The sequence below is a fragment of the Ochrobactrum sp. AN78 genome (genome assembly GCF_029909885.1).
Taxonomy (GTDB): Bacteria; Pseudomonadota; Alphaproteobacteria; order Rhizobiales; family Rhizobiaceae; genus Brucella; species Brucella quorumnocens.
Genome location: NZ_JASAMU010000007.1, coordinates 1 through 13,695, shown reverse-complemented (window position 1 = coordinate 13,695; position 13,695 = coordinate 1). Strand labels below are relative to the sequence as shown.

The window sequence follows — 13,695 nt, the reverse complement described above, 5'->3', positions numbered from 1 at the left end:
AAAGGGGCAGGTATCATACAACTTGGCGGCGCTCCGGTCTGCGTTGTGATAGAATAAATTTGCACCTTCAGATCACTGCAAGTCTGGCGCGGTTGCCAGCTTTTCGAGATAGGGTTTCATCTTGTCGGCTGCGACATTGGCAAAGCCCATTATAAGCGCGCCCTGCCGTTCGACTTGAATTGTATAGTCGGAGAGGGGATAGGTCTGTAATCCCAACTTGAAGGCAGTTGCTGCCGCAGGGCGATCGCCGGACGACGAAGGAAGCCACAGTAGGGCGTTGAGGCCACTTTCAGAGCATTCAATATGAGCTGGGTCATTGAATAGCGATTGTCCTGCTTGGATAAAGGCCGCTCTTCGCTCGGCATAAAGATTACGCATTCTGCGCAGGTGATTGGCGAAATGTCCTTCAGCGATAAAGTCGGCCAGAGCCAGCTGAGTCTCTACAGGCATGCTGCGATTGATAAGGCTAGACAGATTGCGAAACTGGTCTGCCCCCATCGGGTGATCCGGGTTTACTGTTAGTGCATGCTGGGTCGACTTGCCACTGTTGGTGTTGACGCTGGGCCATTTTGTTTAGGCCAGACGACTGCTTCGGGTGCCGGTGGCTTGTAGCCCTGTGATGAATGGGGCCGCACTGTGTTGTAATGCTGCCTCCAGTCTTCGATGATGATCTTGTTTGGTGGGCAATCGATTCACTGGATCGATTGCTTTTCCGCCTCACCCTTGAGCGTGTAGAAGATTTCGCCGTTGAGCAGTTCGTCACGGAGTTTCGAGTTGAAGCTCTCGCAATAGCCGTTTTCCCATGGACTGCCCGGCATGATGTAGGCGGTTTTGGCACCGACTGCTGCGATCCACTCCCGGAGTGCTTTGGCGATGAACTCCGGGCCATTGTCCGAACGAATATGGGTGGGGATGCCGCGTAGGATGAAGAGGTCGGAAAGCACGTCGATAACATCGACTGCCTTCAGCTTTCTCTCGACCCTGATGGCGATGCATTCCCGCGTGAACTCATCAATCACGTTGAGCATGCGGATTCTCCTGCCGTTGTGCGTCCGGTCCTCGACAAAGTCGTAGGACCAGACATGATTTGGGTATTCCGGTCGAAGCCGAATGCACGAGCTGTCGTTCAGCCACAAACGGCTGCGTTTCGGTTGCTTGTGCGGCACTTTCAGCCCCTCCCGTCGCCAGATGCGCTCAACCCGCTTGACGTTCACGATCCAGCCAGCCTGGTGCAGCATCGCCGTGATGCGACGATAGCCATAGCGACCATATTGGAGGGCGAGCGCTGTGATGTCCGCAGTCAACGCTGCTTCATCATCCGGGGTCTTGGTGATCTTGCGCTGCGTGGAACGATGCTGACCCAAAACTCGGCACGCTCGTCTCTCGGACACCTTCAGTTCATTGATCACATGGTCCACGCAGGCACGGCGACGGGAGGGGCTCAGAAGTTTCCCTTGGCAGCCTCGGCAAGAATCATCTTATCCAGCGTGAGATCAGAAACAGCCCGCCTCAGCCGGGCATTCTCTGCCTCCAGTTCCTTCAGCCGCTTTACCTGATCGCCCTTCAAGCCACCGTATTCGGAACGCCATCGGTAATATGTAACTTCTGTAACGCCTATCGACCGGATCGCTTCCGCCATCGATTTTCCTTGCGCATGTAGAACGTCAACCTGACTAAGCTTCGTGACGATCTCTTCTGCCTTATGTCTTTTCGCTGCCATTTCAATGTCCTTCTACGGCTCATAAGCCATACTTCATGAAGGATCACTTTTCAGGGGGCAGACCAATTCACTGCGCAGGCGCATCAGACTGTTGGCCTGCTGGCGACGTTAGGCTGACATGGGTCTCAATTATCGCCACCTGCTCTGCGATCTTAACAGGGTCGTTTATCCCGCTCTCAAATTCGCGGATGATGGCTCTCGCCACCCTGTCCTTGTCTTCATGGTTAGTAGCGCATCGATCAAGTAAGACGCAGCATTCTTCGTATGCTTTTTGTAGAACAGCTAAGTCTGAAGGGCGGAAAGTCCCGTGATATTGTGCGTTTCTGAACGGCATTGGTCTCACCTCCTATCCAAATATTATTTAACTATCTGTTAGGGATTTTGGCAAGACCGACCTGCCGCAACCAGACTAATCGGCCTCAGTGAAAGCAAGATGCGAGCGCAATCGGTAACTGCCTCGACCAACCCGTATGAATAAAGCGTCTTCTTCTGATTTGTTGTAATCGCTATTGTAAGCGAGAAAGCCGAAGTAATCAGTATAATGCCAACCAGAAATTATTCGTCGTATATCCTTAGCCGTGAATGGCTCCATAAGGGTCCCATCGACGTGCACGGCAGTAAGAATTAGCTCATAGGCCTTCTTCACCGAAATTCTCATTTCGTGATCATATATTATTGCTAAAATGTAGCAACCTAACATTCGCCCCTAACCTGAAGGTAGGGCAACGCACTTTGAGTGCGTGTGTCTTGGTTCGATCTCAAGAGGGCGATCCAGTTTAAGTGGCTATCGACTCTGCCGATTATAAGGCTGGTATGCTGACAAGCTCGTCTCGCGGTTCGATCAAGGTAACGGCAGATCGCGCTGCAATAACTTCGGCCAACACCACGGTCGGCGCTGGTCGCAGTCAGGGCACGTCACTCGTTCCGGGTGCACGCATGCCGGGCATCTTTGGCCTGCCAGAGCGTAGTCTGACGATCCGCGATCTCGTGCTTCCGGGCCAGACTTCTTCGAGCTCTATCGAGTACGTGAAGGAAACCGGCTACACGAATAATGCGGCTCCTGTCGCTGAAACGACCGCAAAGCCATATTCGGACCTGACGTTCGACATGACATCTGCGCCAGTTCGCACGATTGCCCATCTGTTCAAGGCATCCCGACAGATCCTTGATGATGCACCGGCTCTTCGTTCCTACATCGACGGCCGCGCTCGCTATGGTCTGCGCTTTGCGGAAGAAAATCAGCTGCTCAATGGCTCTGGCACAGGCCAGAACATTCATGGTCTGGTTCCGCAGGCAACCGCGTTTAGTCCAGCTTTCACCTTGCCAGGTGCGACTGGTATTGATCGCCTTCGCCTAGCGATCCTTCAGGTTGTTCTTGCTGAGTACCCGGCTGCAGCTTTTGTCCTCAATCCAATTGATTGGACGAAGATCGAGCTAACGAAGGACGCTGGGGGCAATTACATAATCGGCAATCCGCAGGGCTCGCTGACGCCAACTCTCTGGAACCTGCCAGTGGTTTCCACGCAGGCGATGGCTGCAGGTGAATTCCTCACTGGTGCGTTCAGCTTCGCTGCACAGATCTTCGATCGTCTCGATATCGAAGTGCTGCTGTCGAGCGAGAACGTCGACGACTTCGAAAAGAACATGTTCACGATCCGCGCGGAAGAGCGACTGGCATTCGCTGTCTATCGTCCAGAGTCGTTCGTAACCGGTGACGTCGAAGGCGCTCAATGGGGGACGGGAGCTTCGGCTCCCCTTTTCCAGATTGGAGAGAACATGACCGATTTTCTAGAAGTCAAAGCCATAAAGACTTTTGCCCTGCGCAAAGATCTGAAAACCCGCAAGAGCCCGTCTTTCGAAGTTGAAGCTGGCGAGGCTCGACAGTTGGAAGCGCAGGGCCTTGTGTCTTTGGCTGGCAAGATTGAAGTAATTAAGGAACCGGATGGCGGCGCGTCAGACAGTGGCACCAAGCCAAAGCAAAAGGCGAAATCAGATGGCAGTATCGACAAAGATGCGTAAGAGGCGGGTAGCAAGCTATCGGCGCTGGGGTCGTTATTCCAAATCCTCAGCCCGAACCGGAGCCAGAAGTGCCGCCTGAAGGTGGTGGCGATGGCTCTGATTGATCTTGCTGTATTCAAGCGTTACCTTCGCGTTTTTCACGACGACGAAGACGACGAGCTTGTCAATCGGAACGGAATATTAGCTCTGACTCACATTTGATGATTTCGCGGTGGAAACTGATGCGGTTATCAGAAAGGAATCAGCATCATGGCGACCAAGTTTCGTCTGTCGTCCCTGATCCCGGCCGGATTGATTGTTGAGAGTTCCGACGAGGACGAGGGGGTTATCATTGTTTCAGCGCGGGCTACTGCCGATCGACGTTCCTGCCCTTTATGCAACAGAATGTCAGATCGTGTTCATAGCCGCTACGTTCGGATAGTTGCTGATTTGCCTTGTGGTGGCACCAAGGTCCAACTGCGATTATCAGCAAGGCGCTTTATCTGTGAGATGACAGTTTGTCGTCGCCGGATATTCGTCGAAAGGTTTGGAGAGCTTATCGTTCCGGAGCGCAGCCGTCGAACCGCTCGACTTGATACCGTCGTACATCATCTCGGGTTGGCTCTGGGAGGGCGGCCCGCAGCAGCCTTTGCCAAGCGCTTGATGATCCCAGTTAGCAATGACACACTCATCCGTGCGGTGAGAAGAAAATCCATGGTGCCGGATGATGCTCTAAACGCCGTCGGAATTGACGATTGGGCTTTCCGCCGCAATCACCGCTATGGAACTGTCGTATGTGATCTTGAGAAGCGAAGGATTATCAAACTTCTGCCTGACGGGGAGATCGCGACAGTTTCGACGTTCCTTGCTCAGCACCCCGAAATAGCGATTGTTTCACGCGATAGAGGCGGCGTCTATCGTGAAGCTGCTGCCAAGGCTTTACCCCATGCTATGCAGGTCGCAGATCGTTGGCATTTGATGGAGAACGCCAGCGCAGCGTTCCTCGACGTCGTGCGCAAATCCATGCGGGCGATCCGTACCGCAATTGGTGCTACGACGATCAATCCTGCGCTACTCACTTGCGCTGAACGACTGCAATATGAGAGCTATCTACGGCGTGAGGACGTGAATTCGACAATCACCAAGCTGGCTTCCGATGGCGTGCCAATAAAGGAAATCGTGCGACAAACCGGCTATAGCCGCGGAACGGTTCGCCAGATTGTCCGCGGTCACAGAACTGATGTATTTCGTGTCAGACAAAGTTCCCTTGAGGCCTATCTGCCACTGTTGGATCAACTCTGGGGATCTGGGCAGCACAACGGCGCTGAACTCTGGCGACAGCTAAAGTACAAAGGTTTCCGTGGTTGTTCTCGTGTCGTTGGGGAGTGGGCCGCAAGGCGACGGCGGTCTGAGCGGGTCTGCGAACAGCAACTTCAAAAAGTGCCATCTGCCAGAACGATTGCCCGATTGATGACAACTGCTCGTGATCAACTGAGTAAGGCTGACACAATCACCATTGCGGCCATAGAAGTCGGCGTTCCCGCCTTGATCCAAGCTCGCAATCTAATTGATCGTTTCCAGACAATGATCCGAATGAAGGCCAAGACAGAACTCGACCCGTGGATCGCTGATGCACGCGACAGTCTGTTTGCCCCCTTCGCCAACGGGATACTGAAAGACAAGGCAGCGGTGTCCGCCGCCATCACCGAACCTTGGTCGAACGGCCAGGTCGAAGGGCAGATCAACAAGCTGAAGCTCGTTAAAAGGCAAATGTATGGGCGTGCCAAGCTGGATCTTCTTCAGGCACGGTTGATCGGCGCAATGTGAAAGAAATCGTCATCAAAAATGCGTCAGACCCAATATTCCACGCCGAAACACACACGAGCTAACACTTTATCTGGTGGCCGCAGAGACTGTTGTCACCGAATATCTCGATCGCGAGGTCGTCGCGGCGGGGCAAACTCCGTCACTTCCTGATGGCGTCGTCATTAATCCCGCTATTTCCGCTGCGATCCTGCTCGTTGGAGCAGACCTTTACGAAAATCGAGAGCCAGACATGAGCGCGAGCGGAGACGCGGTTTTGCCAAGACATGTTCGGGCGCTGCTCTCGGCGTATCGGGTTTGGCGGGAATAAATAGTCAGCGCGGCAGAGAAAATGGGCAGCCTATATTGGCTTTTGCCCATTTGTTCCAAACAGTCTCAAAACGATCATGTGGAAAGGCCTGCCGGTCTTTGTAAAATGACGCATCCGCATACAGCAGCTTGCTCCTCAGTAGCTCCATCATGAAGTTGAGAAGCAAGTGCTTCCTTTTTGTGAGCAAATCAACAACCGGCTTATTTAGATCGGACTCAGAGAATTCACCTGCTTTGTTCGGCAGGTCAAAAATCCTGACCCGTACGAGATGTCTCATGATTGGATCTGGATTCAATCTCCAGGCCGACCCGCCCGGCTCATTATAAAACGGCTGAGTATGTTGATGATTGTCGATGACTGCTTCGCAGCACGTAAGAATATTGTTGACGATGTCGGAAAATACATCGGTCACAACTGAAGTATGCGTGTTGTTCGGTAAGCTCAGAACAAGATTTGACCATCCATGCTTTCTTACAAGCAGGGAAATCTGAAACTCATCAAAAATTTCGTTTTGTTCTGCAATCATCGATACACACGCGCGGTTGATTGGCGTTTGAATTTTGCTCTAACCGCGCTTCTCCAGTCTTTGCCGCCATATGATCAGACTCGTTCTTTGCTGTCGAGCGAAGGAGGGAAATATGCCCCACGTCCGCTTCACGGAAGACTTTGACTGGAAGCCACTCCCGCAAGTCACCATCGCTTACAAGGCTGGCTGGTTTGGCCTTGTCACGACACCTTGCGCAACTGCTGCAATCGAAGCCAATAAGACGGTTGGATTAACGACGCCTAACAAATACATCACGCCGGGCTAATATAACGACAAGCTTGGCGGGCTGGGGGGATATCCATTGGATTAATGCGTTTCCCGTGTTCCGCCACATAAATATCCCAAATCTCCTGCGGTGCGCGTTCACCCTGAAATGCCAGCCGATGCGGCTCATCTTTCATACCAACAATGTCGGGAAAATCTTTTGCAACTGCGGGGGGCCAACGAAGAGGCTTAAACGCTCCAACAATTACACCCCTATCAGCAGCTAATACATATTCAACTGATGCCGCTCTCTCAATTCGCAATTTCCAGCAATATCTCACCAGATCAAAGATTACTTTTGGATCTCGACGACCACGCAGTTTGTTGATCGTGATAACTAAGAGATTGTGTCCATGGGAAAAACTGGCTTCGGGCAAGTTGTAGCGATGTAGTATTTCGTCAACTGTGGAAAGTCCGTTGATTGAAGTGTAATGGCATAGAACGGAGTTATGCAAATATTCGTACGCGTCAATTAAAGCTGCTTCGACTTGATAAGCTGTATCATCATTCATTCCGTGACGATGAATCAAGTATTTAACTTAGAACCCTGCGCGTTTTATTTCTGCAATGGTCTTTAACTTTGGGTTCATAATTGAAGTTTGATCTGTAGATATCGATTCAAATTCTTTTACATGTTGAAATACGCGATCTCCTCGACCTTTTCCGACGTAAAATGTCTTCCCATCCCGAGGGTCTATCAATCGGTAAACGTAGGCCTGTAGTTCATTCTTCACCGCGTCTGAAAATCGATCAATCATTTTGCCCCCCCCCTAGTCGGAGACTTAATACGTAAATGTCCACATCACGTAAAGGAGCCTGCGCGCTCAACAACATCGTCGTCTTTCAGCAGCGTGAAGCGGTGCGGGACGAAGGCGGCGGCACTAGCCAAGAGTGGGTAGACAAGTTCGAAACTGCCGCTCGTTTGCAGCCCCGTCTTGGCGGGCGAGGAATAAGAGAACTGGTATCTTTTACGAGATTCAGTCATGTGCCAACCCTGACGAGGTTAATCAGTACATCGAAATGCGCGCTGTAGTGCAGGGCGGTGGCTGATGGCTATCGATGCTCGTATTCTAGGGCTTGCCAAACTCGAACAGAAGTTCAAACGCTTGCCGAAAGTCGCTCGCGACATGGTTCGCGGTGCGATGGAGCAGGGCGCTGACGATATCGTCGATATGATGAAACGTCGTGTTGCTGAAGATGGTTGAAGCGCTGAAGGAAGACCTGCCGCGCGTATCGATCATGCCGGCGCCGAAGGGATGCCGAGAAGATCTACTGAATCAGTTCACGATTACCGACAACCATTTCGGCATGATGTCGTGGCGTGAAGAAACTGGCAGCGATTACGATCTGCGTATTGCCGAGCAACTATTGCTTGATTGGTTCTCTGCGGCCGTAGCGCAAGCGCCTGACGCCCATACGGCTATTCTCGCGCAGCTCGGCGATCTTATGCATCACGACGCGCTTGAAAGCGTAACGCCGGCCCACAAGCATGTTCTGGACGCGGATAGCAGACTTCAAAAAGTCATTCGCATTGTGATCCGCACTATTCGCCGCATCATCGATATGCCGTTGCAAAAGCACGAGCGGGTTCATGTCGTGATGGCGTCGGGCAACCACGACCCAGCCTCATCGGCATGGCTGCGCGAAATGCTGGCGGTTATGTACGAAAACGAGCCACGCATTACTGTCGATAATTCACCATCGCTCTATTACGCTTTCGAGTGGGGCCGCACGATGCTTGCCTATCACCACGGGCATAAGCGCGGTGTCGCGAATATCGAGGGCACGATTGCTGGCATGTTCCGCAGCATGTTCGGTCGCTCACTACAAGCCTATGTGCATATCGGTCATAGACACAGCGACGACGCTCGAAAAGGCACTCTGATGTATGTCGAGCAGCATGAAACGCTTGCGGCACCCGACGCTTATGCCGCTGGCGGTGGCTGGTTGTCCGGTCGATCAGCTAAGCGCATTACCTACAGCAAACAGTTCGGCGAAGTCGGTCGCGATATTCTACGGCCTGAGATGGTCGCAGGGAAGTACACGGCGGCGAATGATAATGCGAAAAGTCAGAGGGCCGCAGCCTAACCGTCATCCCTTTTTGGACGCTAGATAGTCTGCAACGGCTGCTCGAATTTCAGTCTCAAGTTGGTTGGTTTGTGCCAAAATCTCTTTGGTGGCTAAATCCTTATTGTCGATGAACGGGGAATGCATTCTTCCGTCTAATGGTGGAGCTACCGGGCCATACTCCACGACGACCTGCTTGCCTGAGAACTGCACAGTGATGGATGCTGAGTTCCCAACGTACTTGGCATTTAATATTTGCATATCGGCCTCCCTGTTTGTTTCTCAGTGTAGGCCGGCAAACCGCATCCACACAAGATCATCTGCCGCCCACCAAGCGGCGTTTCACCACAACACGAGGAGAAAACATGCTTGAAGAAGCAGAAGACAAAGCCGCACGCGCCGCTGTTGAAGGGCGGCAGTTAAGATCAGGCGCTAAAAGTCACCTGCCAAAACCTTATAACGACAACCGTCAATCATTCGTCATCATCGAAACGCCTTACGGAAAAGCAAATTGATGCCATCGCACGCGCGAATGTTGCAGCACAGGAAAGCCGAACTGCCGAAGGCAAGAAGCCGAAGAAAGAAAAAAAGACACTGGCTGAAAAATTCGACACGACAGTTCAGGATGCTAACGACCGCACCGCTGCACTTGTCGCGGAAACTGAGGCTCTTCGCCAAATTAACCCGTTGATCGATGATTACGGGTTTGCAGCTGAAAAGGCACGCACGGAGCAGGAACTACTCAACGCGGTTCAAAAGGCAGGCATTGCAATCACGCCTGAACTGCGATCGCAGATTGCTCAAACTGCCGATCAGTGGGCACTCGCAACCGCGGAAGCCAACAAGCTTAACGAAGCACAGGGCGAGCTAAGGCAGAGGTCATCGGAATGGCGCAGCACCGAACTTGATGCGTTTAAAGGACTGATGACTGATCTTTCTTCTGGGAAGAATGCGGTCGAGGCGCTTACTGATGCACTGCAAAAAATGATCTATAAGCTGCTCGATATGACGCTGAACAACCTTTTCGACGGCTTGTTCGGCAAGTCAGGAAGTTTGTTCGGCGGGTTTATGGGGTTCAAAGACGGCGGACTGCCTAAGTTTGCCAATGGAACGCCTTCGCGACCCGGTCCCGGCCTCATTCGCGGACGTGGTACCGGGCGCAGCGATAGTATTCTCGCGAGGGTGTCGAACAGAGAGTTCATCACCAATGCTCGGTCAACTGCCAAACATCGCCGACTTCTGGAAGCGATCAATAAAGATAATTTGCCGGCCTTTGCTACTGGCACGCCAAGTCTCCGTGCCCCCTCAATGCCAATACTCAGCGCTCCACAAAGAGCGAGAGCCGCTGGCCCAATGCGTGTGGATGTTGTGACTCGGTTTGAGAATGACGGCAACTTCCATTCGTATGTTGAGAACGTGTCTCAAAGCGCTAGCACAAGAACCGTCAAAGCATACGACAAATCAGGCCCTATGCGCTTTGCACGGGACAGTAAGCAGGCCAGCCGGAGAGGGTTAGTACGATAGGAATCTGGATGGCGTTCATGCCGTTCCTAGTTTCTCTTAAGCTGCGGTCTTGGTATCAGAGTTATGTACGGATGATGCTGTCGGCCTAGAAAATGGTTTTTTCTTAGGCTTAGCTAACAATCCTTCGCGTTGAGCTTTTTTCTTAGCTTCTTTTCGGGCCCTGCCTATAGCAGCTTCTTTTTCGCGAATGCGTTTTTCGGAAGGCTTTTCATATGCCCTGCGGGCCTTCATTTCGCGAAACACGCCTTCACGCTGCAATTTCTTCTTCAAAACCCGTAAGGCTTGATCAACGTTATTATCGCGGACAAGAACTTGCATAGTCTCTCCTAACTTATAGGTTACAAAGAATGATCGCGAGCTATTCTGGCCGCCCTCAAACGGTCCGTTTTCGCGGTGGTCGCGGATCTCTCTTCGTGAAGAATAGCCTTAGCGGCTAGAGCGTTTCGCAACTTCTGCGACTCCGTGCGCGTATCAATTGGCTTGAAGAGCGTATCTTTTGTGTATTCGGTTATCATGACGGAGTCCTCCAAATATAAAATAAAACCAATGACTAACGGGCTCGGCTTTTTGAACAACCTCCAGCAGTTCGTCTCAGGACGTTTGAAAGTTTTGACCAGTCGCGCGATGAAGTCAGGCGCGCCGAGAGGCTGTTCACCAAACGGGACTGTTCCAAAGGCGAAATATCAGTCTTCATAGATTGTTTTGTAAGGTTTTTTGAATGGTCTCGTTGGTTTTCCATAAGAGCCTCTCTGTTAAATTCATTAATTCAATAAGAACTATAATAAAAAGGGCCGAGCGTGCACTCGACCCTTTAGAAGTAAACTTCTTTCAATAGTGCCAGTACATCCGTGGTCAAAGGAAAGGAGAAAACTTATTTAGGCTGCGACAAGGTTGCAGGCAGACATCTTGCCAGACTTCATGTCTCTTTCCATATCGTAGCCAATCTTTTGACCTTCGACGATTTCGCGCATTCCGGCGCGCTCGACGGCAGAGATATGAACGAAGGCATCCGCGCCACCGTTGTCAGGCTGAATGAAGCCGAAGCCTTTTGTGGAGTTGAACCATTTAACTGTGCCAGTGGTCATAATAAACCCTTTCATAGAGGTATAGATAGCAGCACGCAGTTGCATGACACAAAGTGATAACGAATTTTAAAAGGGGTTCGTTCAGGACGCGATGCTAAACGCGTAATAAAGCAAAACTCATTAAGAAAATATCGATTATTAATACTTAATGTATGAGCTTGTAATTGTCAAATTATATTTAAGTAATGTATCGATTAGCAGATATTTGTATTTCAATATCACGCATATAGGCACTAATATTTTTCTATAACTTATAAAAGGCGAGATCTCACGAATGGTGAGCTCACCCCAACAAAGCTTCGTTAATTAAGCCGTACCATATGCTGAGGTAACTTCAGGCAATGGAGCGATATCAACGCGATAGTCACGCATGACACCCGTCATAAAATTCTGCAAAACTAGTTTCGACTGGTGAAAGAGCGGACCAGATAGTGGCTTCATTCTTAACGTGACATAACCCGCCTTAGCCATCATTTGATTAAGGATGCGGTTGCTGATGTGGAAATCGACGAGATGGATATTGGAAGACATGAAGTCCTCCTTTCAGATTGCGGTTACGGACAATTTAGTCCCGCCAGCGAGCCCAAGTATAAATCTAATGCTGACAGTCAAGAGTCCGCTTTTATGGGTTAAATAGCAAGCTAACAATTGAGGTCACTTAAAGGCAGACTTCATTGTTATATCCGTTGCCCACCACGGCAGAAGTCTAGGCTAATTGACGGGCCAAATAATGTTTCCTCCCCTTTCAGGACAATCCATGATCGATCTTCTCTCAATCGTCCGCTTTGTGCCGTCGTATCCCATGCTTAATAATCCGACCAGTCAGACGAAATTCGGCGGTCGGGTTATATCGACGGTCGAGTTCGTTGATCCCTATCGCACGGTGGATATGGAAACTTTGCCAATGAAGGCCAGTGAGGCGGTCCAGCTTCAGGCGTTTATTGCTTCGGCGAAGGGCGGCATGGAGACGATTGTCTATCGTCCGAAACACATCTGCATTCCGCGTGCTTATTGGGGGGATCCGAACAATGCGCACATTACCGGCACAGCCTCGCGCGGGACTGTGACAGGCGGCTAGGTGCAGCGCTTGGCGTCGACCAATTGCGCAAGATGACAGACATGTGGACGGATATGACCTCCCGCGTCAATCTTGCCGCAGGTTCGATTGATAAAGGCACGGAGGTTATGAGCCGTCTCGGTGAGATGGCACGCCGCACGTATTCCGTCCTTTCGCAGACTGCTGAAAGCTATCTTTCGAACGCTACAGCCCTTCGCGAACTTGGCTATAATACCGATGAATCCCTCAACTACACCGAGGCGTTAAATAACGCACTCGTTGTGTCCGGTGCCAAGGGCGATCGAGCAGCATGAGTAATTGACGCTCTCGCCAAAGCGATGGCAACAGGCAAACTCCAGGGCGACAACCTAAATACAGTGATTGAATCAGGCGGTCGTGTTGCGGAAGCATTGGCAGTCGGTCCGGATACGACCGTGGGTGGCCTCCGCAAGCTGGGGTCACAAGGCAAGATTACTGGCAACGATATTGTTCGCGGTCTTTCTAGCCAAATGGAAACTCTTCGTCAGGAAGCGGCAGATATGCCTGCAACCATTACAGTGGCGACGTGGAAGCCAATACCGAATATGCACGAGCGTGCCTCTTAGACAGCCTGCGGCGAGGCGAGGCACCGATTGCTAGCCATTTGCTGCACACACAAGTGCTGGACGATATGCAGCCCAATGAACGGTCGTTGGGGGTTGAAGCAGGCCTTGCCTGGTTTCGGGTGTGGACGAAATGCGTTGTTTACACTGATCGTGGTATCAGCGGCGGAATGAAGTTGGGCATCGATCGAGCCGGACTGCGCGGTGTGGCAGTCGAGTATAGAAGCATTAAGAATAGGGCAGCGGCGTGATGGGCGAAAATATTGCAGCAATTAAACTTGAGCGTCACATCGCGGAGAGAATTGCGGCAGCCGTCCTTGCAGAAAGGCAGCGATGTGCAGCGATAGCGATCTGCGTATTCGACGATGAAGATGCGTGGTCGGATATACATAGAATTGCAGGAGGCATTATTGCCGAAGCCATTATTGAAGGTGACACAGCATGAACCAATTCCACGTTGGGCAAAAAGTGGTCTGCATCGATTCAGTCGTTGGTTTTGAGCAATACCTCGAGGTGAAGGAAGGGGAGATTTACGAGATCGAGTGGATCGGACCTTTCGAGCATTATATTCATGGCTCCTATATCGGCGTGCGCCTCAAGGGGGGGGTGCGGAGGAAAACTTGGACTATCAGGGAGGTAGTTCATGTATTCCTACGAAGACCGGATGCGCGCTGTTGCGCTTTATATCAAGCTGGGC

Annotated in this window: 18 protein-coding genes and 4 pseudogenes; 12 read left to right on the top strand and 10 right to left on the bottom strand. The window is 51.4% G+C overall.

What is annotated here, in order from left to right; translation table 11 throughout:
- Positions 1-72: 72 nt before the first annotated feature.
- Both QBD00_RS14295 and QBD00_RS14290 read right to left on the bottom strand, forming a co-directional pair.
- Entirely contained in the window at positions 73-498 is a 426-nt protein-coding gene (locus QBD00_RS14295) for a hypothetical protein (RefSeq protein WP_318579821.1), read from the bottom strand.
- A 20-nt stretch (positions 499-518) separates the two neighbouring features.
- Positions 519-1,720: pseudogene (locus tag QBD00_RS14290) on the bottom strand (IS3 family transposase).
- A gap of 786 nt (positions 1,721-2,506) precedes the next feature.
- Between QBD00_RS14290 and QBD00_RS14285 the strand changes: the two are divergent.
- The 3 genes and pseudogenes from QBD00_RS14285 to QBD00_RS14275 form a co-directional block, all read left to right on the top strand.
- Positions 2,507-3,448 (top strand): annotated as a pseudogene (locus QBD00_RS14285) (phage major capsid protein); the annotation flags it as partial.
- Positions 3,449-3,988: 540 nt separating this feature from the next.
- On the top strand, positions 3,989-5,545 hold the full coding sequence (locus QBD00_RS14280) for an ISL3 family transposase (RefSeq protein WP_318579820.1): 1,557 nt from the start codon (positions 3,989-3,991) through the stop codon (positions 5,543-5,545).
- 34 nt (positions 5,546-5,579) lie between these two features.
- Positions 5,580-5,852 (top strand): head-tail connector protein, encoded by a 273-nt coding sequence (locus QBD00_RS14275; RefSeq protein ID WP_318579960.1) that lies wholly within the window; start codon positions 5,580-5,582, stop codon positions 5,850-5,852.
- A gap of 4 nt (positions 5,853-5,856) precedes the next feature.
- On the opposite strand, the gene QBD00_RS14270 is transcribed toward QBD00_RS14275, so the two are convergent.
- The gene (locus tag QBD00_RS14270; RefSeq protein ID WP_318579819.1) at positions 5,857-6,378 is read right to left on the bottom strand and encodes a hypothetical protein; all 522 of its coding nucleotides are present in this window, start codon (positions 6,376-6,378) and stop codon (positions 5,857-5,859) included.
- 112 nt (positions 6,379-6,490) lie between these two features.
- Here QBD00_RS14270 and QBD00_RS14265 point away from each other — a divergent pair, with 112 nt between their 5' ends.
- Entirely contained in the window at positions 6,491-6,664 is a 174-nt protein-coding gene (locus tag QBD00_RS14265; RefSeq protein WP_318579818.1) for a hypothetical protein, read from the top strand.
- Here the strand turns inward: QBD00_RS14265 and QBD00_RS14260 are convergent.
- From QBD00_RS14260 to QBD00_RS14255, 3 genes are read right to left on the bottom strand one after another with little or no spacing between them, the layout of a single operon-like run.
- Positions 6,651-7,175 carry a hypothetical protein gene (locus tag QBD00_RS14260; protein WP_318579817.1) on the bottom strand — a complete coding sequence of 175 codons (525 nt, stop codon included), beginning with the start codon at positions 7,173-7,175 and terminating at the stop codon, positions 6,651-6,653. The genes QBD00_RS14265 and QBD00_RS14260 overlap by 14 nt on opposite strands.
- 27 nt (positions 7,176-7,202) lie before the next feature.
- Positions 7,203-7,421: an LEM-3-like GIY-YIG domain-containing protein gene (locus QBD00_RS23630; protein ID WP_412535029.1), complete on the bottom strand. Its 219-nt coding sequence runs from the start codon at positions 7,419-7,421 to the stop codon at positions 7,203-7,205.
- A gap of 44 nt (positions 7,422-7,465) precedes the next feature.
- Positions 7,466-7,648, bottom strand: a complete 183-nt coding sequence (locus tag QBD00_RS14255; RefSeq protein ID WP_318579816.1) for a hypothetical protein — start codon at positions 7,646-7,648, stop codon at positions 7,466-7,468.
- A 64-nt stretch (positions 7,649-7,712) separates the two neighbouring features.
- Between QBD00_RS14255 and QBD00_RS14250 the strand changes: the two genes are divergently transcribed.
- On the top strand, positions 7,713-7,868 hold the full coding sequence (locus QBD00_RS14250; RefSeq protein ID WP_151091663.1) for an HK97 gp10 family phage protein: 156 nt from the start codon (positions 7,713-7,715) through the stop codon (positions 7,866-7,868).
- Complete coding sequence (locus QBD00_RS14245) at positions 7,849-8,751, top strand: oxidoreductase (RefSeq protein WP_318579815.1); 903 nt, start codon at positions 7,849-7,851, stop codon at positions 8,749-8,751. The genes QBD00_RS14250 and QBD00_RS14245 overlap by 20 nt, the downstream gene beginning before the upstream one ends.
- Before the next feature lie 3 nt (positions 8,752-8,754).
- Here the strand turns inward: QBD00_RS14245 and QBD00_RS14240 are convergent, their stop codons facing one another.
- Complete coding sequence (locus QBD00_RS14240) at positions 8,755-8,991, bottom strand: hypothetical protein (protein ID WP_318579814.1); 237 nt, start codon at positions 8,989-8,991, stop codon at positions 8,755-8,757.
- Positions 8,992-9,095: 104 nt separating this feature from the next.
- Between QBD00_RS14240 and QBD00_RS14235 the strand changes: the two genes are divergently transcribed.
- A complete protein-coding gene (locus QBD00_RS14235) occupies positions 9,096-9,245 on the top strand; it encodes a hypothetical protein (protein WP_318579813.1) in 150 nt (49 codons plus the stop codon).
- Between the two features lie 172 nt (positions 9,246-9,417).
- Positions 9,418-10,254: a hypothetical protein gene (locus tag QBD00_RS14230; protein ID WP_318579812.1), complete on the top strand. Its 837-nt coding sequence runs from the start codon at positions 9,418-9,420 to the stop codon at positions 10,252-10,254.
- A 36-nt stretch (positions 10,255-10,290) separates the two neighbouring features.
- Here the strand turns inward: QBD00_RS14230 and rpsU are convergent, their stop codons facing one another.
- The 3 genes from rpsU to QBD00_RS14215 form a co-directional block, all read right to left on the bottom strand.
- Positions 10,291-10,572, bottom strand: coding sequence for a 30S ribosomal protein S21 (rpsU, locus tag QBD00_RS14225; RefSeq protein ID WP_151091660.1), 282 nt, complete (start codon positions 10,570-10,572; stop codon positions 10,291-10,293).
- Between the two features lie 557 nt (positions 10,573-11,129).
- A complete protein-coding gene (locus tag QBD00_RS14220; protein ID WP_024897687.1) occupies positions 11,130-11,339 on the bottom strand; it encodes a cold-shock protein in 210 nt (69 codons plus the stop codon).
- Positions 11,340-11,645: 306 nt separating this feature from the next.
- Positions 11,646-11,870: a hypothetical protein gene (locus QBD00_RS14215; protein ID WP_318579811.1), complete on the bottom strand. Its 225-nt coding sequence runs from the start codon at positions 11,868-11,870 to the stop codon at positions 11,646-11,648.
- Between the two features lie 226 nt (positions 11,871-12,096).
- Here QBD00_RS14215 and QBD00_RS14210 point away from each other — a divergent pair, with 226 nt between their 5' ends.
- From QBD00_RS14210 to QBD00_RS14195, 4 genes and pseudogenes are all read left to right on the top strand, one after another.
- Positions 12,097-12,417, top strand: coding sequence for a hypothetical protein (locus QBD00_RS14210; protein ID WP_318579810.1), 321 nt, complete (start codon positions 12,097-12,099; stop codon positions 12,415-12,417).
- Positions 12,418-12,449: 32 nt separating this feature from the next.
- Positions 12,450-13,001 (top strand): annotated as a pseudogene (locus tag QBD00_RS14205) (tape measure protein).
- Between the two features lie 247 nt (positions 13,002-13,248).
- Positions 13,249-13,443 (top strand): hypothetical protein, encoded by a 195-nt coding sequence (locus QBD00_RS14200; RefSeq protein ID WP_191792669.1) that lies wholly within the window; start codon positions 13,249-13,251, stop codon positions 13,441-13,443.
- Positions 13,440-13,695 (top strand): annotated as a pseudogene (locus QBD00_RS14195) (hypothetical protein); the annotation flags it as partial. The gene QBD00_RS14200 and the pseudogene QBD00_RS14195, both read left to right, overlap by 4 nt.